This window comes from Marinobacterium maritimum (assembly GCF_039523155.1).
Lineage (GTDB): Bacteria > Pseudomonadota > Gammaproteobacteria > Pseudomonadales > Balneatricaceae > Marinobacterium > Marinobacterium maritimum.
In genome coordinates this window covers 296,980-315,356 of record NZ_BAAAET010000002.1, presented here as the reverse complement: position 1 = coordinate 315,356, position 18,377 = coordinate 296,980, and the positions used below count along the sequence as shown (strand labels likewise).

Here is an 18,377-nt window from a genome sequence, read left to right as displayed (position 1 = left end):
ATAAAAGCTGAACCTTTTATAACCAGCCTAGTCCAGCTGTTCGATCCAGCCCGGTCCCAACTGGCGCATTTGCTCGCGGATCCAGTCGGCCTTCTGACGAACATAGGAGCTGGGCGGCTGCGCCTGGTACAGCCAGGGGTTAGGCAGTATCGCCGCCAGTCGGGCGGCCTGATCAGTGGTCACCTGGCCAAGCGGGCGCTGATACCAGTACTCGCTGGCAGCTCCCACACCATAGACACCGGGCGCGAACTCGGCGATATTCAGGTACAGCTCCAGGATACGCCGCTTGCCCAATATCCCCTCCAGCATCAGTGCCAGCGGCGCTTCCAGCCCCTTGCGCACCCAGTCACGTCCAGGCCAGAGAAACAGGTTTTTGGCCGTCTGCTGGGTCAGCGTACTGGCGCCCCGGAGCCCCTTGCCATCAAGGGCATCCTCCAGCGCCCGACGCACCGCCTGCAGGTCGATGCCCGCATGCAGTGGAAAACGCTGGTCTTCGGCCGCGACCACGGCCAGCTGAACGCTGACCGGGATCTGCTCCAGATCGACCCACTGATGGCGGTATTCGTCAGGATAGCCTGCGGGATTGCTCAGCTCACGCCAGATCAGCCATGACCAGACCGGCGGGTCAACCGCACGCAGGCTGAACACCAGCAGTGTCAGCAACAAACCAGCCATGACCAGTGTGCGCCAAAGCAGACGCAAGAGTGGACGCAACAGGTAACGGGACAGCTTTGAGCGACGGCGACTGGCCAAGGTGCCTCTGATGAAATTGCCAATGGAATCGTGCAACAGGCGGAACTCTTGCTCTGAGTCCCGGTCTGCATTCTATACTATGCCAAACTCCGAATGAGACTGTCATGTTTGCTACGCCCGCCCACCGACTGACCGGCCTGCTGAGCGCAGTAGCACTGTTGCTGCTGTTGCTGGCTCCTGTGCTGGCGTCGGCAGCGCCCATGCCCGCCGGGCAGATGGCCAATGGCATGATGGCTCACGGACATGACAGCAGCTACAGCGAGGCGAACGAGCACTCCTGCTGGCAACAGTGCCTGAACAGCTGCACCAGTCACTGCGCTCCCGTGCTGGCTGCCCTGCCATTGGCCAGTGTCACCAGTACCAGCCATGGCCCCATGCGGCCGGACCTCTATCAGCACCTCTTCCCTTCGGGCCTGCACCGTCCTCCAAAAGCCTGAATAGCCTCTGACTCGGCTGTCCACAACGGACGGCACCGACCTTTTTGCTATTCAGGAGTACATTCATGAGCAAGGACAATATTCTACGTGCGCCTGCAAGGCGTCGCTTCGTCCAGGGACTGGCCCTGGGCAGCCTGGCCGCCGGGCTCGGCCTCAATGCACGCCCGCTGCTGGCCGCCAGCACACCGGTCGCCCAGACTCAGCACCTGCTGACCGGCACCGACTTCGATCTGGAGATCGGCCACCAGATCGTTAACTTCACCGGCAAGGAAAAGCTGGCCACCACCGTTAACGGCTCCCTGCCCGCCCCGATACTGCGCTGGCGTGAGGGCGAGCGGGTTCGTCTCAACGTTCGCAACAGGCTCGATACCGATTCCTCTATCCACTGGCACGGCATCATCCTGCCGACCGAGATGGACGGTGTGCCAGGACTGAGCTTCGATGGCATCGCGCCGGGTGAGGAGTTCAGCTACGAATTCGACGTCGCACAGAGCGGCACCTACTGGTACCACAGCCATTCCGGATTCCAGGAACAAACCGGCCTCTATGGCGCCATCATCATCGACCCGAAAGAGCCCGAGCCGTTCAGCTATGACCGGGATTACATACTGATGTTGTCGGACTGGAGCGATACGCCGCCGGAGCGGATCTACTCCAACCTAAAGAAGATGAGCCACTACTACAACCGGCGCGAACGTACGCTGGCGGACGATTTTATCCCCGAGGCACAGCGGGACGGGCTGAGCACTGTGCTGTCACGTCGCCAGATGTGGGAAAAGATGCGCATGAGCGACCGCGACATCTCCGACGTCACCGGCTACACCTACACCTTCCTGATGAACGGCCAGCCCCCGGCTGCAGGCTGGACAGGGCTGTTCACACCCGGCGAGAAAGTACGCTTGAGGGTGATCAACGCCGCCGCCATGACCTTTTTCGACCTGCGCATTCCCGGCCTGAAAATGACCGTCGTCGCCTGCGACGGCCAGTACGTCAAACCGGTCAGCGTTGACGAGTTCCGTATCGGTATAGCCGAAACCATTGATGTAATCGTCGAACCTGAGGCGCATCAAGCCTACAGCCTCTTTGCCCAGGCGATTGACCGCTCCGGCTACGCCCACGGCCAGTTGACCCCGGACCCGGCATTGAAAGCCTCCCCTCCCGCGATGGACCCCGCCCCGGAGCTGACCCATATGGATATGGGCATGGATATGGCAAAGATGGGCAATGGTCATAGCGGCCATTCAATGCCCGCCATGCCTATGCAAGGCGATCACACCGGGCACGACATGCCCATGCAGAACGCCCATGCTGGACACGACATGCCTGCAGCCCACCAGGCCGCCATGCCACAGAATGAGCATCAGCACATGTCAGCATCGATGTCTCAGCATGCCATGGTGGCACCGAGCATGGTGGCACAGGGCATGAACCACCCGGTCGGGACTCACGGCTCCCATGGCCAAGGTATGAGACACGGCGCGGAAAAACCCTATCAGGGCCACCCGCTCTCCGCCGGCATGACCGTCCATGCCGACAGCGAGTTTGGCCCCCACGTGGATATGCGTGCCGAAGCGCCCCAATACCGCCTCGATGACCCCGGCGTAGGCCTGCGTAACAACGGCCGCAAGGTGCTCACCTATGCGGACCTGCGCAGCCTGTATCCGACTCCGGACAGCCGCGAGCCGGGCCGGGAGATCGAACTGCATCTGACCGGCAACATGAGCCGCTACATGTGGTCGATCAACGGCATCCGTTATGCCGACGCCGATCCCATCCACCTGACCTATGGCGAGCGCGTACGCATCACCCTGGTCAACGACACCATGATGCCGCACCCGGTGCATCTGCACGGCATGTGGAGCGATCTGGAAACCGGCGATGCCACCCACCTGCCGCGCAAGCACACCCTGGTGGTGCAGCCTGGAGCCCGACTGAGCTATCTGGTCACCGCCGATGCCCGTGGCGAGTGGGCGTTCCACTGCCATCTGCTCTATCACATGATGGGCATGTTCCGAAAAGTCGTGGTCAGCTGAGGAGACACACAATGAAACTGCACTTGAACTGGCCCCCCGTCGCTCTGCTGGCTAGCACACTGACACCGGTGCTGGCACAGGCCGGCATGAATGACGACCCAATACTGAGCATGCTCAACGTCAAGCAGCTCGAAGCGGCCTACAGCGAGGGCGATACCCGCCTGAAGTGGAATATCGAGGGCTGGCTGGGTACTGACCTGCACAAGCTGGTGCTGACCAGCGAAGGGACACGTCTGGAAGGCAGTACTGAGGACAATGAGCTGCGCCTGCTCTATCGCCGAGCCATCAGCCCCTACTGGGACCTGCAGCTGGGCTGGCAGCATGAGCCTCAGGCCGAACGTCGCGATGACCGTGCCCTGCTGGGGTTCAGTGGCACCGCGCCCTGGTTTATCGAGACCGAGCTGAACCTGCTCGCCGGCCCGGGCAGCGACCTGACCGCCGAATTGAACGTCGAGCGCGAGATACGCCTGACCCGAAAATGGGTGCTGAACCCCGAGGTGGGCCTGACCGCGCACAACTTCAGTGACCCGGACGAACATCAGGGCAGCGGTCTGGCCGATCTGGACCTGGAACTGCGCCTTCTGTGGGAGGTACGTCCCGACTTTGCCCCCTACGTGGGCGTCACTTGGGAGCGCAAACTGGGCGATTCCGCCGACCTGGCGCGTGCCAGCGGGCATGATGTTGATGAAACCCAGTGGCGACTGGGTCTGAGTTTCTGGTTTTAAGGAGACAACATGAAGCAAACAGTAATAACCCTGCTGACCACCAGCCTGCTGGCGCTGCCAATGGCCGCCGCCGCTGCCGAACAGGCCCGGGATGCGGATGCTGCAACCGAACTGGTCGGTCGTATCGGCCTGCACAGCAAGCAGAGCCATGAGTCGCTGCGCAAGGACTGCGACGACTGACCTGGCCTCTCCCTGCCGCCGGTCCCGGACTGAGCGGCAGGGCTTCATTCACAGCATGAAATGCTGTCCATCCAGCCGGTCATTGGCCCCCACGCCTGGTTGCCATACCTCGACAAAGCGATCCCAAAACAGAAACCCCTGCACCGCATCGACCCCAAGCGCACGGGCTCGCTCGAACTGTGCCTCGGTTTCCACGCCCTCCAGAATCACGGTTTTGCCACTGGCCTTGGCGAATCCGATCAGCGCAGCGAAGAGCGCATCAACATCCGGCCCGGACAGCCGGTACAGCCAGTCCCGAGCCAGCTTGACGTAGTCGACACCGGCCAGCAGGTCGAAAGAGACCAGGCTGTCCAGGGCACCCACATCATCCAGTGCCAGCGAAATGCCCGCCCGGCTGAACGCCTGCTGCATGGCAATGCTGACCTGAGCATCGGAGACCGAGCTGTTCTCAATGATTTCCACCACCGTCCCCGGGCGGTGCTGCAACAACGCCACCATGGGATGGCGCGGCTCATGCAGGAATACCTCGAAGGCATCCTGGTCGATATTGAGAAACAGTCGAGGGGTTTCCGGCGCCGCCTCGACCTGTAGCTGCTTGACCCGGTATTCCATCTGGAACAGGCTCAACGGACTGTCATGCAAGGCTCGAAACACCCGGTCGGGGCCCAGACGCCTCGCGGATGACAGGCGAAACCGGGCCAGGGCTTCATGGCTGAGCAGGCCGCCATCCGCTGTCGCGATGATCGGCTGATACTCGACCCCCAGGCCTTTGCCATTCAGCAGGTCCAGCAGGTCCAGCAGGTCCAGCAGGTCCAGCAGGATTGTGGGAGATATATCGTTCATCTGCGGCTCACTTCAACCATCAATACCGACCGAGGGTACAACTGCATCAATCACCTTTCGGCAACAACTGCCGAAACCAGGCATCGATCATCCTGGGATCAGCCTGGCTGACCTGAACCGGGGCAAACAGGGGCTTCGCGCCTGCCGCCTGCAAGCGCTGCTCGACGTCCAGACCGAAGGCGCAGAAACGGGGATAATTGCGGTCCCCCAGCGCCAGGACGGCAAAGGGGCAGCCGGCATAACGCATCGAGACCTCCCCGTCATCCCAGCCGATGCCCGTTTTGGGCGCATCGCCATTCCCCGTGGTACTCACCACCAGCAGCAGAGCCCTTTCGGGCACCGGTACCGTTGAAAGTTGATTCAGTGCCACTGGCGCGGCCGTGAGACCAGCTTTGCGCAGGCGTTTACAGGTTTCCTGGGCCAGCTGACGGGCCGTTCCGGTCTCGGTGGCATAGGCGACGCGGTAATCAAGGCGGACCTCCATATTCGACCCATCAGGCCGGGCACGCCGCAAGGCAGCAGCCAGCACACCGGCGTACAACACCAGTGTAATGGACGCCACCCAGCGCCGCTCAGGCGCCAGGCCGTCCAGCTGCCAGGTCAGCAGCAACACCAGCCCCAGCAGTAACCACAGGCTTTTCAGGCCAACCCTCAAAGCGGCAACACCTCAAGCGTGGCACTGTAGCTCAGACGCCGCCTGGCCCCATCGATGTGCTGGCTCGGCTGCTCTCGCTCCACCTCCAGCCAGTACATGCCCGGCTCATCGAACACCAGCTCCACCTTGCCCTCTGCGTTGGTAGTCAATTCAATTTCCCCGACCTGATCGCGGTAACGGATACCGTCACGAATGAGTACCAGTGACAATCCCTCGGCGGGCTTGCCATCCACCAGGAACTGGAAGCTCACCGGCTCTTCGGTGACCAGGTCGTTGGGATGGGTCAAGGGGACCAGCTCAATACCCTGGCCTGTCGGTTTGAAGTTGGCATCGCTCGGCGCGCCCCTGGTGACAAATACCTGCATACGACTGTCGATCTCACTGACCTGCAGATCGGTCGCACTGGCCGGAATCTCGTCGATTCTGTTCACCGGACCGGACCAGCGTTTGGGCTCGCCATCCAGCTTGTAGCGTGCAAAAGCGCCCTGGCGGTGAATCTGCAGGGTATAAGTACCCTCTTCGGTCAGCTCGACATCAAACATGGAGCGGTAGCGTCCCTCAGCCCTGTTCTGGGCTTCAACCTGGGCGCCGGTGGGAGACAGAATTTCCAGACGCTCCAGGCGCAGCGGGTGGTGCTCGAAGTAGAACAGGCTGTTGGAGACAGCACCATCCACGGTGACCCAGGCATTGTCGCCGGACAAAACAGTCGCTGAGGGCAGCATCCAGGCACGGTGTGCCTGTGCGGTTGCTGCCGTTCCCATTCCCAGCGCCAGCAGGGCACAGGCACTCAAGCGTTTGATACTCATAAGCATTCCTTCTCTTGCAAAATCTGTTCAGGGCGTTAACTTCAGTGCGACATGACCCAGCTCATGCTCGCCCTGCTGCTGTTGCTGCTGCGTATGTGTGACGGGCCAGAGGAACGGCAGACGGATCATTTCGCGCCCGCCCACTTCACGGGCAGCCTCCACCACCAGGCGATACGCCCCTTCAGGCAGATTGGCCAGCTGCGGCGAATCCGCTACAAAGACCAGTTCATGAGTGCCGACCGGACGCGTAGCCCCCGACAGGCCATCCACCGGAAACTCCAGCTGGCGCCCACTACGCCGCCACCAGAGACGCAGATCCTTGAGCCACTTCGTCCCCTCGTTATCCTTCATCTCCAGGTCGTACCAAACAGCCAGATCCTGCTGATGACGCACCTTGTCTGTTTCGATCCAGAGCGCCACATAGGGACGGTGATATTCGGCCACCTGCAGCGACGGAATTTCTACCTGCACCCTGAGCTCGGCCGCCGGCACCTGGCCCGTTGCCGAAGACAGCAGCAGCGCCGCCGTCAGTTTTTTCCATTGCATACCCACTCCTTAATGCACCAGCAAAACCGCCAGCAGCAGAGGTACCACCACCCCCAGCCCGGTGACCGGCCAGACCGCCGCCCGCTCACGGGCATGCAGCCAGAGCACGGCCAGCCCGGTCAGGCTGAACACCACGCACACCAACGCAAAAAAATCGATAAACAGGCTCCAGGCCTGACCCGCATTCCGCCCCTTGTGCAGATCGTTCAGGTAGGCGACCCAGCCGCGGTCGGTGGACTCATAGAGCAACTCACCGCTCTCCAGGTCCACGCTGAGCCAGGCATCGCCTCCCGGACGGGGTAAGGACAGGTAAACTTCGAATTCGGACCATTCCGGCTGGCCTGTCGGCAGGCTTAACTCATACTGGCTCGATAACCAGTCCAGCAGCTCTGCCGGCAACAGGGCTTCGGACAGCTGCGCCTCACGCAAAGGCTGCAGCAGCTCATCAGCCAGCCGCTCATTGATCGTCACCACCTGTTTCGAGGCGGGAATCTGACCGGCATGGTTGAGCGTGAAACCGGTCAGGGCGAACAGCAGCATGCCGAACAGTGCGAATGCTGAGCTGATCCAGTGCCAGGTGAGCAGTCGGCGCAGCCAGGTGGACCGGCGCTGGCCCGACACCACAGCCTGATTGCCGCCGCTCTCTCCGGTTGTGACCTCTATGTCCTTCATTTGCCAACCTGTCCTGACCACGATAAGAGCGCAGAGAATATATCAATTATCATTTGCATACAACGAATGATAATGATTCTTACTATTGATTTAGCCTTGGCAAAACTTTAACCTCCTTCACCGCTCAGAGATGCCGTGCCGCCCAACGCAGCAACAGGCCGATAACAATCAGCAAAGGAGTTGAACCTTGAGGATTTCCCCCCAACGCGCTGCCGCCGTGGCTCTGACCACTGCCATCGCCGCCGCCAACGCTCAGGCCAACAGCACCATCAATCAGGACACTGTTGTCGTCAGTGCGGCCGGGATCGAACAGAAACTGATCGATGCCCCTGCTTCCATCACCGTGATCAGTCAGGAAGAGCTCAAACAGAAACCCTACCTCACCCTGCTGGATGCAGTGCGTGAAGTGGAAGGGGTGGATGTGGGTGAGACCACGGACAAGACCGGTCAGGGCGGGATCAGCATCCGTGGCATGGGGGCCGATTACAGCCTGATCCTGATCGACGGCAAACGCCAGAACAACATCGGTGACATCTATCCGAACAACTTCGGCGGCAACCAGTTCAACCATATTCCGCCCAAGGAGATGATTCAACGCATCGAGATCATCCGCGGCCCGGCTTCAACTCTCTATGGCGCCGATGCCTTGGGGGGCGTCATCAACATCATCACCAAGAAGGTTGGCAACGAGTGGCATGGCTCCGTGTCCCACAGCCAGACCATTGAGTCCAACGATGACTTTGGCAACGACCGCACCACCGACTTTTCCGTCAGCGGCCCGATGATTGACGGCGTGCTGGGCCTTAACGTGCGAGGCAGTCTGTACCAGCGGGATGCGTCCACACCGAGCTTTGACGATATCACCGATCCCAACGGGGACCTGGTACCGCGCGAACTGGGTTACGGTGCCGGCGGCAAGACAGTCGACAACGAAAACCGCAACCTGGGCCTGAGGTTCGATTTCAAGCCGACCGATAATCAGTTGCTGATGCTCGACCTTGAGACCTCGCGTCAGGAATACGACAACGTGCCGGTGGACGGCGCCAACCCGCTGGGCACCACCGATAGCATCGACCGCCTGCCCCGTGCCGGTTATGCCCTGGAGCAGGAGTTCAGCCGTGACCAGGTATCTCTGACCCACGAAGGTGACTGGTCCTTCGGACACAGCACGGTCAGCCTGCATCACATCGCCACCAGCAATGATGGCCGCACCCTGCCACTGACCGCCGATGAACGCCTGCTGTACGCGCAGATGGTCGCCAACGGTGCCACCGATGCCGAGATCGAAGCCGCGTTCCTGCCACGGCAGAAACGGACACTGGAAACGCGCCAGACGACTCTGGACGTGAAATTCGACAGCCAGATCGGCAACCACTGGCTGGTCTACGGTGGGCAGTACGTGGATGCGGAGATGGAAGACGGCACATTCGGCATGAACGGCAGCGGTTTCGCATCCGGTAACGTACAGGAACACAAGCAGTGGTCCCTGTTTGCTGAAGACAACTGGAGCATCACCCACGACCTGACCCTGACCGGTGGTGTCCGCTACGATCACCACAACATCTTCGGTGGCCACGTCAGCCCGCGCGCCTACGCCAACTGGGCGATTTCGCCGGAGTGGACACTGAAAGGCGGTGTCAGCACCGGCTACAAGGCGCCCCAGGCGAGCGACCTCTACGACGGTATCACCGGCTTCGGCGGCCAGGGCACGCGCCCCTTCCATGGCACCCCGGACCTTGAACCGGAAACCAGCGTCAACAGCGAGCTGGCGGTGTATTACTCCCACCCGGATGGCCACAACTTCAACGCCACCCTGTTCTCCAACAGGTTCAAGGACAAGATCGAGCGTGGCGCGGGCATTTATCATTGCGACGATCCGGCCGCCAATGCCGGCAACTGTGCCGACCTGGCGTCGGAATGGAATCAGGTGCTCGGTAACGGCTACACCTTCAGTCAGCTGGTCAATATCGACAGCGCCCAGATCGACGGTGTAGAGCTGGCCGGTAAACTGCAGCTGACACCGACACTGTACCTGCGTGCCAACTACACCTTCACTGATGCCCGCATCACCAGCGGCGACAACAAGGGTGAGCCGCTGAGCGGCACCGCCAAACACATGGCCAATGCCACGCTGAGCTGGCAGGCAACGCCAACCTTCAATACCTACCTGACCGCCGAGATGCGCTCCAAGCGCTTCACCAGCACGCCGCGCGGCTGGGATGACAGTGTCGACTACCCGGAATACTACAAGGACTACACCATCTATCACCTGGGCGCGAGCTATGAGGTGACGCGAAACCTGACCCTCAACGCCCGCATCAACAACCTGCTGGACGAGGACTTCACCACCTATCAGACGGTCTTTACCACCGAAGATGGCGGTGTTACCTGGGAGCCGAACTACATCGACGATTACAACGTCAAGGCCAAGTCACGCAACTACTGGCTGTCCGCGACCTACAGTTTCTGAGTTTCCCTTCCCTGCACACACAAAAAAGCGCCCTTCCAGGCGCTTTTTTATTTTCTGCCGAGACCAGCTGCCCCTGCCCCCGAAGACCGGGAGCTGAGCCTGGGCATTACAGCCCGATCAGGCCGATCGCCTGCAGGAAGATCACCAGAATCACTACCGGCACCAGGAAACGGATCAACAGCAGCCAGAGGCGGTAACCCGCGCTGTTTCCGCCCAGCTCAAGCGCCGTGGTTTCCGGTTTCATCACCCAGGCAGTGAACAGCGCCATCAGCAGACCGCCCAGCGGCAGCATCCAGCCAGAGATCAGGTAGTCCAGCGTCTCAAAGAAGGTCTTGCCGGCCAGGGTCCAGTCGGCCCCGATGTTGAACGAGAACACTGTACCCAGACTGAGCAGCCAGATGCCACTGCCGCCCAGCACGCTGGCCTGCAGCCGTGACATGCCGCGCTTCTCGGTCAGCCAGGCAATGGCCGGTTCGATCAGCGAGAAAGCCGAGGTCAGTGCCGCCACCGACAGCATGAGGAAGAACAGGGTGCCAAACAGAGTACCAAAGGGCATCTGACCGAAGGCGATCGGCAGGGTCACGAAGATCAGACCGGGACCACCACCCGGTTCCAGGCCGTAGGCAAACACGATCGGGAAGATCGCCAGCCCCGCCAGCAGCGCGGCCGCTGTATCCAGCACCGCCACCAGAATCGAGGTGCGGGCGATGGAGATCTGCGGCGACAGGTAGGAGCCGTAGATCATCATGGCGCCGCCACCGATGCTGAGCGTAAAGAAGGCATGCCCCAGCGCAATCAGCACGCCGGAGGCGCTGAGCTTGTCGAAGTCGGGCCTGAACATGAAATCGACCGCATCACCGAAGTGGCCCGTGGTCGCGGCATAGCCCACCAGGATCAGCAGAAAGAGGAACAGCAGCGGCATCAACAGGTTGGCCGCTTTCTCAAGGCCCTGACGCACGCCTCGGCCGACAATACCGAGGGTCAGCAGCAGCACCAGCGTACTCCAGCCGATCAACGGCAGCGGTTGCTGCAGGTGGCCATCGAACAGCTGACCGATCTGCGGCGGCTGCATCGAGGTGAAGGTACCGGTGGCGGTCAGCGGGATGTAGGCCAGCGCCCAGCCCGCCACCACGACGTAGAAGCTGAGCAGCAGAAAGCCGGTCACAACCCCCAGCCGACCGACATTTTTCCATGCGGGGCTGGCGCCAGCCTCCTGCGCCAGCGACGCCATGGAGTTAACCGGGTTCTGCTGACCGCGACGACCGATCAACACCTCGGCCATCAGCATGGGCACGCCAAGCAGCGCGATGCAGGCCAGATAGACGAGGATAAAGGCGCCGCCACCGTTTTCACCGGCGACGTAAGGGAACTTCCAGATGTTGCCCAGGCCAACGGCTGCCCCTGCAGCAGCCAGTACAAAGGAGACTCGGGTCGACCACTGCTGTTGCGGGGCACGGCCGGACAGGGATTCTGATGAATTGCGCATGATCTACACCTGGTTGAACAAGTGCGTATCCTGCCATATCCGGCGCCGTTTTTCTGCCCGTTAGCTGCGCCCCGTCTCCCGGCGCGGCCCTGCAACCTGGTCCAGATAGTTGAGCCAGCTTTGTGCCTGGACCCGGGTGGCATCATGCTTGTGGGCACGGATAAAACTGGCCCGGGCCTCGTCATAGTTCGATCGATTGACGTCGGCAATGCCACCAAGCAGAAAGAGATCAGCCGCATCGGGCCTGAGTACCACCGCCTGATCAATGCTGCGTTTCATCGCATCCCAGTGCTTGAGCTGCATATCCAGATAGGCGAGCTGCCGCCAGGTTTGGTAGTCCGGCTTGCGTTGGGCGATACGGTGCAGCGTCGCACGACCGTCCGCATAGAGTTTCGCCTGCAACTGGGTTTGCGCCAGCAGCCGCTCATGCTTGAGCGTACGCTTTACCTGTTGTTTGGCCATCGCCTCATCCAGCAGCTCGGCCGCCCGTTGCGGCACCCCCTGTTGCAACATCATCTGCGCCAGCCAGATGTACTGGCGCTCCTGACTGAACTGTCCCGCCAGCCAGGCGGCCCTGAGGGTGCTCAACGCATCGGCATGGCGGTCACGGATCTGGTAGACGCTGGCCAGCTGTTCCCAGTACTGGACCTTTTGTGGATAAAGGTTAACCAGCAACTCCAGCACCGCGGTCGCGCCCTTCCATTGCTTGAGCTGAAAGTGCGCGGCCAGTTGCAAGCGATACCAGTCCTCGGGCGCTCGCCCTTTCATCTGGATCGCGGTCCTGACCGGCTGGATCACCCGCGACCAGCGCTCCAGCCGGGAATAGCCCTGTGCCAGCATCAGGTAATCCTCGGCGCGAATGCTTTCGTTCTGACCGCCCCGCTCACGTACCTGCTGCATCCACTGTTCCAGCGAGGCGATCCCTTGGCGCCACTGCTCCTGCCCCATCTTCAGCTGGGCCACCATATGCAGCAGGCGCCGCTGATCGGCCTGCGGCAAGGCGTCTAGTGCATAGGCCGCGGCGAAATGCTGGAGTGCGGCTTTTGACTGCTGCCGCACCAGCGCCAGGTTGCCCCGGAACTGCAGCGTATAAGCCCTGGCAGGCTTGCTCAGCTGCTGCGCCGCCAGGGCTTTCAAGACTTTCTCGGCCTGTGGATAATTTTCCTCGGCCATTGCCTGCTGCGCCTGGTTCAGTTGCTGCAGCACACCCGGCGAAAGCTGCACCGTCTCGGCCATCGCACCAGCGCTGAATATCAGCCAGACCGGCAGCCCGACTGACAGACACAGAGATCGCATCATCCGTTTCATGATTTACTCCAGTTTGAATTCCAGTCGCTGACGGGTGCGGAAGGGAACCGCCGCGCCGTTTTCGGTCAGTGGGTTGAAGCGCCAGCGCAGCAACGCGCGCTCAACGGCCCGATCGAACATGCCCGGCGGTTCGGCTTCGATAATCTTGAACGAGTCCGGCACCACTCGTCCCTTGCTGTCGACGCTAAACTCGGCGACCACATGGCCCTGGATACGGCGGGTCAGCGCCCGCCGTGGATACTGCGGGTTCATCCGTGATACCGGTGTCGCATTCAGATTCATCGCCATGCCGGGCGACGGAGCAGGCGTGGCCATGCTGATCGCCTGAGCGGCCGATAGGTCGACAGCCGCATTGATCTTCATGCCGATTGCCACCTTGGGTGTCGACATATTGAGCGCGACCGAAGGCGTATTCATCGCCACCGGCTGAGACATGTCCGGTGTCGATGGCATCGGCGGCTGCTCCGGCAGCAACTCAGGTGGCGGCAGGGACTCCCGCTCGCGCACCTGGATGTCCGAGTCCAGCTTCAACCGGTGCAGATTGATCGCGGTGTGCACCGAGGGCTCGGGTTCCGCCGTGCGTCCGATACCGGCCAGGTGCGCCATCAGCAAAAACAGCAACAGACTGACCAGCAGCGCCGGCGGCAGGAACAACAGCACTCGCATCAGTTGGCCCCTTCACGCGTCGCCACGGCGACCTGCTCCACACCGGACAGCTTGACCTGGTCCATCACCTGCACCAGCAGCCCGGTCCTGGCGTCCTTGTCCGCCTGAATCATCACACCCAGGTCGGGCTGCTCCACCTTCAGACGCTCCAGCGTCGGCCGGATCATGCGCACGTCCACCGGCTGGCGGTCCAGCCAGACCTCGCCCTGAGCGGTGAGCGCCAGCATCACGCCCTGGTTCTCCTTCACCTCGGCGGTATCCGATACCGGGCGTTCAATCTCGACCCCGGCTTCACGCACGAAACTGGTCGATACGATAAAAAAGATCAGCATGATGAACACGATATCGAGCATCGGTGTCATGTCGATCTCGGCGTCGTTGTCCATCATCTCCAGATTAAGTCGTTGCCTCATCCTCTGGCTCCCGTCACATCCAGTCGAGTTCGTTGCAGTTGGCTCCAGCGCGCCAGGCGGTTCCAGATCAGCAGGCCACTGACCGCCACCACCATACCGGCCAGGGTCGGCAGGGTGGCGCGCGCCACGCCCGCCGCCATCAACCGGGGGTTGCCGGTGCCATTCAGCGCCAGGGTGTCGAACAGGTGAATCATGCCGGTCACCGTGCCCAACAGACCGATCAACGGACAGAGCGCCACGAGCGTACGGATCAAGGGCAAGGCGCCCTGCAGGTCCAGCAACAGATCGGCACGTTCCAGCCGACGCCGACCACCAATCGGCAGCAGGCGGTAGCGGCGAATACGACGCGGGAAATCAAACCAGCGAAACCAGAGCCGTTCCAGCAGCAGTGTCCAGAGCACCAGACTGACCAGTAACAGCGACCAGAGCACCGGTCCACCGGCATTGAAGAAGCCCGCCAGGGCCGCTTCGAACTGGGCCAGATCAGGCAGCATGGCGTGCCTCTTCAGCATCGCTGAGTTGTTCACGCTGGGTCGCCAGCAGCGCCAGGCCCTTCTGCTGCAGCAGCTGCAGCAAGCGACGGCTGCGCGCCGCCAGCAGGCTATGGCAGAACAGCAACGGAATGGCCACGCACAGCCCCAGCACCGTGGTCATCAGCGCCTGGGAGATGCCACCGGCCATCAGTTTGGGATCGCCGGTACCGAACAGGGTGATGCTTTGGAAGGTGCCGATCATGCCGGTCACCGTACCGAGCAGCCCCAGCAGCGGTGCCACCGCCGCGACCAGCTTGAGCAGCGTCAGGCCGCGCTCCAGCAACGGTGCTTCCTTGAGCAGCGCCTCATCCACGCGCAGTTCGGTTTCGTCAGTGGTACGGCCCGTCTGACCTGCAGCCAGCACACGCCCCAGCGGGTTGTGCTCGCAGGCCTGATCGCCATTGCGCAGCTGAGCGCGGACACTAACCTCGACCTTCAGCGTGACCAGCAACTTCCACAGCGCCACCAGCAGGCCGATACCGCCCAAAGCCAGAATGATGTAACCCACCAGGCCACCCTGAGCGATGCGCTCTTTAAGGTTGGGGGTTTGCGACAGCAATGCCAGCAGGTTACCGCGGCTGGGATCCACCACCAGAGTTTCACCCTGCCCCTGTACAAAGGCCCGCGCCTGATCAACCATTTTGCCCGCCGGCTGTACCGACAGCACCTGCAACTGGCCGCCAACAAAGTTCAGATATTGCCCCTGCTGCGTTAGCGCCGTGAAGGGACCAACCCGCAATACCTCCGTATCGCCACGTACACCGTTCGCCTGAATCACCGGCGCGGTAAAGCGGGTGACTTCACCGGTGGCGGTCATCTCCTGCTGCAGCAGGAACCAGAGCCCTTCCAGCTCGCTCAACGTCGGGATACGTTTCAGGTCCGCAAAGGCCAGAAGTTCGGCCCGCTCGGGGTATTGCGCGGAGATCATGGAGTCATCCACCAGCCCTTTCAGCTCCTGCGCCTGCTGCTTAACGACGCCGAAGACTTCACCCAACTGGCCACTGCGCACCCGCAAGGCCTCGCCCTGCTCGGTCAGTGCATCTTCATTGCTTTGGAACTGCTCCTTAAGCCGGGTCTGCTCGGCTTCGGCCGCAGCCAGGCGTGCCTTGGCCTGTTCCAGCAACGCCTGCTGACGAGCATCACCGGAACGGAACTCCGCCAGACGCGCGGTATCGGCCTGATGATCACTGGCCACCTGGGAACGTACCTGCTGCAACAACTGCTGCAGCTCATTGGCCTGGACCGGCAGACAGAACATCAGCACCAACAGGGTCAGAGTACGGGTCAGGGCCTTCATGACGCACCTCCGTTCTGTTCAATAGCAGTCAGCCCCACGGGCAGCTCGAGCAGTTCGGGCACCGACTGCTGCCGGGCCATGCTGATGCCCTTGCGAATCGGCCAGTCGAAGTCGGCATCAAGGCGCTCCCAGCCCCCCTTCTGGCGATTCCAGCGACCGCTCTCTTCGCCATCCAGTGTCTGGTAATACAAGGCAACACGCCCCAGACGCAGGAAGGTGACTTCACGAGATTGATCGCCCTGCTCCAGACTGCCACTCCAGGCTTCCAGGGTACGGCCGTATTCCGCCTCGATCTGGTAGGCCTCCAGAATCTGGCGATACTTCTCCGCCAGGCTGATGTCGGCACGGTCCAGCAGGCGCGCCAGGCGCTCGACTCGCTGTGCACGCTCTTGCGGCAGGAACGGCAGATCACGAGCGACGAACTGCTCCAGCATCGACTGCATCCGCACCAGCAACGGCAGTGTCGCCTGCTCGGTCTGCGCCAGTGATACCAGCTGGGCTTCAATGTCCATCAGCTCGCGCGACTGATCTTCGATCATGCGCGACAGCTGGCGGTTGTAAGCCTCTACCAGCTCCGCCTGGCGCAGCGTGGCGCTGTAGAGGTCGTAGTTTTCGCGGGTTTGCTGATCCAGCTGGTCGATACTGCGCTGTACCTGAGCACTCTGCTTGTGGGCCTGTTCCAGCGTCTGCTGGTTTTGCTCCAGCGTACCGGCCAAGGCAGCCGAAGACATGAGCAGCGGAGCAGACAGCATCGCCGCCTTGAGTGTTATCCGATCCATGAACAATCCGTTCTATTAAGGCAAATGAAAACGATTTGCATTATTCACTATATAAGGAATACATTCAATGCCGGCCAGACTCTCCTGCTATCAGCTAATCAAAGAGTTGTGGATAACCGGAATCCCGCAAACGACAGGCAATAAAAAACCCCGCCGAAGCGGGGTTTCATCGATCAGGATCCAATCAGAGAGTCAGGATCACACCGCCTTGTGCGCGATGATGTCCTTCCACTTGGCCGGACCAGTGGTGTGTACGGATTCGCCTGAAGTATCCACGGCCACGGTGACCGGCATGTCCTTCACTTCGAATTCGTAGATCGCTTCCATACCCATTTCCGGGAAGGCCAGCACCTTGGCATCAGTGATCGCCTTGGACACCAGGTACGCGGCGCCGCCGACGGCCATCAGATACACCGCCTGGCTGTCCTTGATCGCTTCGATGGCAACCGGACCACGCTCGGACTTGCCGATCATGCCCAGCAGGCCTGTGCTTTCCAGGATCTGACGGGTGAACTTGTCCATACGGGTAGAGGTCGTCGGGCCAGCCGGGCCAACCACTTCGTCACGGACCGGGTCGACCGGGCCTACGTAGTAGATGAAGCGGCCTTTCAGATCAACCGGCAGCTCTTCACCGTTGTTCAGCATTTCCACCATCTTCTTGTGGGCAGCGTCACGACCGGTCAACATCTTGCCGTTAAGCAGGATGGTTTCGCCAACTTTCCACTCTTTCACCGCTTCCGGAGTGATCTCGTCCAGATTGACACGACGGGTGTTGGCACCCACTTCGAAGGTCACTTCCGGCCAGTCATCCAGGCTCGGCGGCGTCAGTACGGCCGGGCCGTTGCCGTTCAGAGTGAAGTGAGTGTGACGGGTAGCGGCACAGTTCGGGATCATGCACACCGGCAGAGAAGCCGCGTGGGTCGGGTAATCCATGATCTTCACATCCAGGATGGTGGTCAGACCGCCCAGACCCTGGGCACCGATACCCAGCGCGTTGACCGCATCCATGATCTCCAGACGCAGCTCTTCGACACGGTTCTGCGGGCCGCGCTCACGCAGCTCGTGGATGTCGATCGGGTCCATCAGGGACTCTTTCGCCATCACGGCCGCCTTCTCGGCGGTACCGCCGATACCGATACCCAGCATACCCGGCGGACACCAGCCAGCACCCATGGTCGGTACGGTCTTGACGACCCAGTCCACAATGCTGTCGGACGGGTTGAGCATCGCCATCTTGGACTTGTTCTCGGAACCACCGCCTTTCGCCGCAACGTGGACTTCCACTTCGTCGCCTTCGACGATCTCGTAGTGGATTACCGCCGGAGTGTTGTCCTTGGTGTTCTGACGCTTGCCAGCCGGATCCGCCAGGATGGAGGCACGCAGCACGTTGTCCGGGTTCATATAGGCGCGACGCACACCTTCGTTGACCATGTCGGTCACGGACATCTTGGCATCCCACTGCACGTTCATGCCGACTTTCAGGAATACGGTGACGATACCGGTATCCTGACAGATCGGACGGTGGCCTTCGGCACACATGCGGGAGTTGATCAGGATCTGCGCCATGGCGTCTTTTGCCGCCGGGTTTTCCTCTTTCAGATAGGCTTCATGCACACCCTGCACGAAGTCAATCGGGTGGTAGTAGGAAATGAACTGCAGCGCATCGGCGATGCTGCTGATGAAATCATCCTGGCGAATAACGCTCATTGACGACTCTCCACTTGGCTTGGGTTGGTGTTCATCGGGTCAGACATTGTGTGTCAGACCGGGTTGCG

The 18,377-nt window shown here is 61.2% G+C and carries 19 protein-coding genes; 5 read left to right on the top strand and 14 right to left on the bottom strand.

Features of this window, described 5'->3' with window-relative positions; genetic code table 11:
• Window positions 1–27: 27 nt before the first annotated feature.
• Complete coding sequence (mtgA, locus tag ABD013_RS07880; RefSeq protein WP_343804626.1) at window positions 28–789, bottom strand: monofunctional biosynthetic peptidoglycan transglycosylase; 762 nt, start codon at window positions 787–789, stop codon at window positions 28–30.
• Between the two features lie 68 nt (window positions 790–857).
• Here mtgA and ABD013_RS07875 point away from each other — a divergent pair, with 68 nt between their 5' ends.
• The 4 genes from ABD013_RS07875 (at window position 858) to ABD013_RS07860 (ending at window position 4,128) form a co-directional block, all read left to right on the top strand.
• Window positions 858–1,190 carry a hypothetical protein gene (locus ABD013_RS07875; RefSeq protein ID WP_343804624.1) on the top strand — a complete coding sequence of 111 codons (333 nt, stop codon included), beginning with the start codon at window positions 858–860 and terminating at the stop codon, window positions 1,188–1,190.
• Window positions 1,191–1,255: 65 nt separating this feature from the next.
• Window positions 1,256–3,223 (top strand): copper resistance system multicopper oxidase, encoded by a 1,968-nt coding sequence (locus tag ABD013_RS07870; RefSeq protein WP_343804622.1) that lies wholly within the window; start codon window positions 1,256–1,258, stop codon window positions 3,221–3,223.
• A gap of 11 nt (window positions 3,224–3,234) precedes the next feature.
• Window positions 3,235–3,948, top strand: a complete 714-nt coding sequence (locus ABD013_RS07865) for a copper resistance protein B (protein WP_343804620.1) — start codon at window positions 3,235–3,237, stop codon at window positions 3,946–3,948.
• A 9-nt stretch (window positions 3,949–3,957) separates the two neighbouring features.
• Entirely contained in the window at window positions 3,958–4,128 is a 171-nt protein-coding gene (locus ABD013_RS07860) for a hypothetical protein (RefSeq protein ID WP_343804619.1), read from the top strand.
• A gap of 48 nt (window positions 4,129–4,176) precedes the next feature.
• Here ABD013_RS07860 and ABD013_RS07855 read toward each other — a convergent pair whose 3' ends face one another.
• The 5 genes from ABD013_RS07855 to ABD013_RS07835 are packed head-to-tail and all read right to left on the bottom strand — an operon-like array spanning window position 4,177 to window position 7,650.
• Entirely contained in the window at window positions 4,177–4,971 is a 795-nt protein-coding gene (locus ABD013_RS07855; protein ID WP_343804618.1) for an EAL domain-containing protein, read from the bottom strand.
• A gap of 46 nt (window positions 4,972–5,017) precedes the next feature.
• Window positions 5,018–5,626, bottom strand: a complete 609-nt coding sequence (locus tag ABD013_RS07850) for a flavodoxin domain-containing protein (protein WP_343804617.1) — start codon at window positions 5,624–5,626, stop codon at window positions 5,018–5,020.
• Complete coding sequence (locus ABD013_RS07845) at window positions 5,623–6,432, bottom strand: DUF4198 domain-containing protein (RefSeq protein WP_343804616.1); 810 nt, start codon at window positions 6,430–6,432, stop codon at window positions 5,623–5,625. The genes ABD013_RS07850 and ABD013_RS07845 overlap by 4 nt, the downstream gene beginning before the upstream one ends.
• Before the next feature lie 27 nt (window positions 6,433–6,459).
• Window positions 6,460–6,978, bottom strand: coding sequence for a DUF2271 domain-containing protein (locus tag ABD013_RS07840; protein ID WP_343804614.1), 519 nt, complete (start codon window positions 6,976–6,978; stop codon window positions 6,460–6,462).
• A gap of 9 nt (window positions 6,979–6,987) precedes the next feature.
• The gene (locus ABD013_RS07835; protein ID WP_343804612.1) at window positions 6,988–7,650 is read right to left on the bottom strand and encodes a PepSY-associated TM helix domain-containing protein; all 663 of its coding nucleotides are present in this window, start codon (window positions 7,648–7,650) and stop codon (window positions 6,988–6,990) included.
• Between the two features lie 187 nt (window positions 7,651–7,837).
• On the opposite strand from ABD013_RS07835, the gene ABD013_RS07830 reads away from it, so the two are divergent.
• Window positions 7,838–10,120: a TonB-dependent receptor domain-containing protein gene (locus tag ABD013_RS07830; RefSeq protein WP_343804610.1), complete on the top strand. Its 2,283-nt coding sequence runs from the start codon at window positions 7,838–7,840 to the stop codon at window positions 10,118–10,120.
• 106 nt (window positions 10,121–10,226) lie between these two features.
• Here ABD013_RS07830 and ABD013_RS07825 read toward each other — a convergent pair whose 3' ends face one another.
• The 8 genes from ABD013_RS07825 to ABD013_RS07790 all read right to left on the bottom strand — a co-directional run bounded on the left by ABD013_RS07825 (window position 10,227) and on the right by ABD013_RS07790 (window position 18,309).
• A complete protein-coding gene (locus tag ABD013_RS07825) occupies window positions 10,227–11,606 on the bottom strand; it encodes a sodium-dependent transporter (RefSeq protein WP_343804608.1) in 1,380 nt (459 codons plus the stop codon).
• 60 nt (window positions 11,607–11,666) lie between these two features.
• Window positions 11,667–12,914 carry a tetratricopeptide repeat protein gene (locus tag ABD013_RS07820; RefSeq protein ID WP_343804606.1) on the bottom strand — a complete coding sequence of 416 codons (1,248 nt, stop codon included), beginning with the start codon at window positions 12,912–12,914 and terminating at the stop codon, window positions 11,667–11,669.
• A gap of 3 nt (window positions 12,915–12,917) precedes the next feature.
• Window positions 12,918–13,580, bottom strand: a complete 663-nt coding sequence (locus tag ABD013_RS07815) for an energy transducer TonB (RefSeq protein ID WP_343804604.1) — start codon at window positions 13,578–13,580, stop codon at window positions 12,918–12,920.
• Window positions 13,580–13,993 (bottom strand): ExbD/TolR family protein, encoded by a 414-nt coding sequence (locus tag ABD013_RS07810; protein WP_343804602.1) that lies wholly within the window; start codon window positions 13,991–13,993, stop codon window positions 13,580–13,582. Before ABD013_RS07810 ends, ABD013_RS07815 begins: the two co-directional genes overlap by 1 nt.
• Complete coding sequence (locus ABD013_RS07805) at window positions 13,990–14,487, bottom strand: MotA/TolQ/ExbB proton channel family protein (RefSeq protein WP_343804600.1); 498 nt, start codon at window positions 14,485–14,487, stop codon at window positions 13,990–13,992. Before ABD013_RS07805 ends, ABD013_RS07810 begins: the two co-directional genes overlap by 4 nt.
• Window positions 14,477–15,823 (bottom strand): MotA/TolQ/ExbB proton channel family protein, encoded by a 1,347-nt coding sequence (locus tag ABD013_RS07800; RefSeq protein ID WP_343804598.1) that lies wholly within the window; start codon window positions 15,821–15,823, stop codon window positions 14,477–14,479. Before ABD013_RS07800 ends, ABD013_RS07805 begins: the two co-directional genes overlap by 11 nt.
• Complete coding sequence (locus ABD013_RS07795; RefSeq protein ID WP_343804596.1) at window positions 15,820–16,602, bottom strand: DUF3450 domain-containing protein; 783 nt, start codon at window positions 16,600–16,602, stop codon at window positions 15,820–15,822. The genes ABD013_RS07800 and ABD013_RS07795 overlap by 4 nt, the downstream gene beginning before the upstream one ends.
• Window positions 16,603–16,800: 198 nt before the next feature.
• Window positions 16,801–18,309: a fumarate hydratase gene (locus tag ABD013_RS07790; protein ID WP_343804594.1), complete on the bottom strand. Its 1,509-nt coding sequence runs from the start codon at window positions 18,307–18,309 to the stop codon at window positions 16,801–16,803.
• Window positions 18,310–18,377 lie beyond the last annotated feature (68 nt).

What these genes read in the sequence shown, in the direction of transcription:
- ABD013_RS07815 (WP_343804604.1), bottom strand. Translation starts at nt 13,580, where the DNA reads ATGCGAGTGCTGTTGTTCCTGCCGCCGGCGCTGCTGGTCAGTCTGTTG.
- ABD013_RS07875 (WP_343804624.1), top strand. Translation starts at nt 858, where the DNA reads ATGTTTGCTACGCCCGCCCACCGACTGACCGGCCTGCTGAGCGCAGTA.
- ABD013_RS07855 (WP_343804618.1), bottom strand. Translation starts at nt 4,971, where the DNA reads ATGAACGATATATCTCCCACAATCCTGCTGGACCTGCTGGACCTGCTG.
- ABD013_RS07865 (WP_343804620.1), top strand. Translation starts at nt 3,235, where the DNA reads ATGAAACTGCACTTGAACTGGCCCCCCGTCGCTCTGCTGGCTAGCACA.
- ABD013_RS07825 (WP_343804608.1), bottom strand. Translation starts at nt 11,606, where the DNA reads ATGCGCAATTCATCAGAATCCCTGTCCGGCCGTGCCCCGCAACAGCAG.
- ABD013_RS07835 (WP_343804612.1), bottom strand. Translation starts at nt 7,650, where the DNA reads ATGAAGGACATAGAGGTCACAACCGGAGAGAGCGGCGGCAATCAGGCT.
- ABD013_RS07820 (WP_343804606.1), bottom strand. Translation starts at nt 12,914, where the DNA reads ATGAAACGGATGATGCGATCTCTGTGTCTGTCAGTCGGGCTGCCGGTC.
- ABD013_RS07840 (WP_343804614.1), bottom strand. Translation starts at nt 6,978, where the DNA reads ATGCAATGGAAAAAACTGACGGCGGCGCTGCTGCTGTCTTCGGCAACG.
- ABD013_RS07795 (WP_343804596.1), bottom strand. Translation starts at nt 16,602, where the DNA reads ATGGATCGGATAACACTCAAGGCGGCGATGCTGTCTGCTCCGCTGCTC.
- ABD013_RS07790 (WP_343804594.1), bottom strand. Translation starts at nt 18,309, where the DNA reads ATGAGCGTTATTCGCCAGGATGATTTCATCAGCAGCATCGCCGATGCG.
- ABD013_RS07870 (WP_343804622.1), top strand. Translation starts at nt 1,256, where the DNA reads ATGAGCAAGGACAATATTCTACGTGCGCCTGCAAGGCGTCGCTTCGTC.
- ABD013_RS07845 (WP_343804616.1), bottom strand. Translation starts at nt 6,432, where the DNA reads ATGAGTATCAAACGCTTGAGTGCCTGTGCCCTGCTGGCGCTGGGAATG.
- ABD013_RS07810 (WP_343804602.1), bottom strand. Translation starts at nt 13,993, where the DNA reads ATGAGGCAACGACTTAATCTGGAGATGATGGACAACGACGCCGAGATC.
- ABD013_RS07860 (WP_343804619.1), top strand. Translation starts at nt 3,958, where the DNA reads ATGAAGCAAACAGTAATAACCCTGCTGACCACCAGCCTGCTGGCGCTG.
- ABD013_RS07800 (WP_343804598.1), bottom strand. Translation starts at nt 15,823, where the DNA reads ATGAAGGCCCTGACCCGTACTCTGACCCTGTTGGTGCTGATGTTCTGT.
- ABD013_RS07805 (WP_343804600.1), bottom strand. Translation starts at nt 14,487, where the DNA reads ATGCTGCCTGATCTGGCCCAGTTCGAAGCGGCCCTGGCGGGCTTCTTC.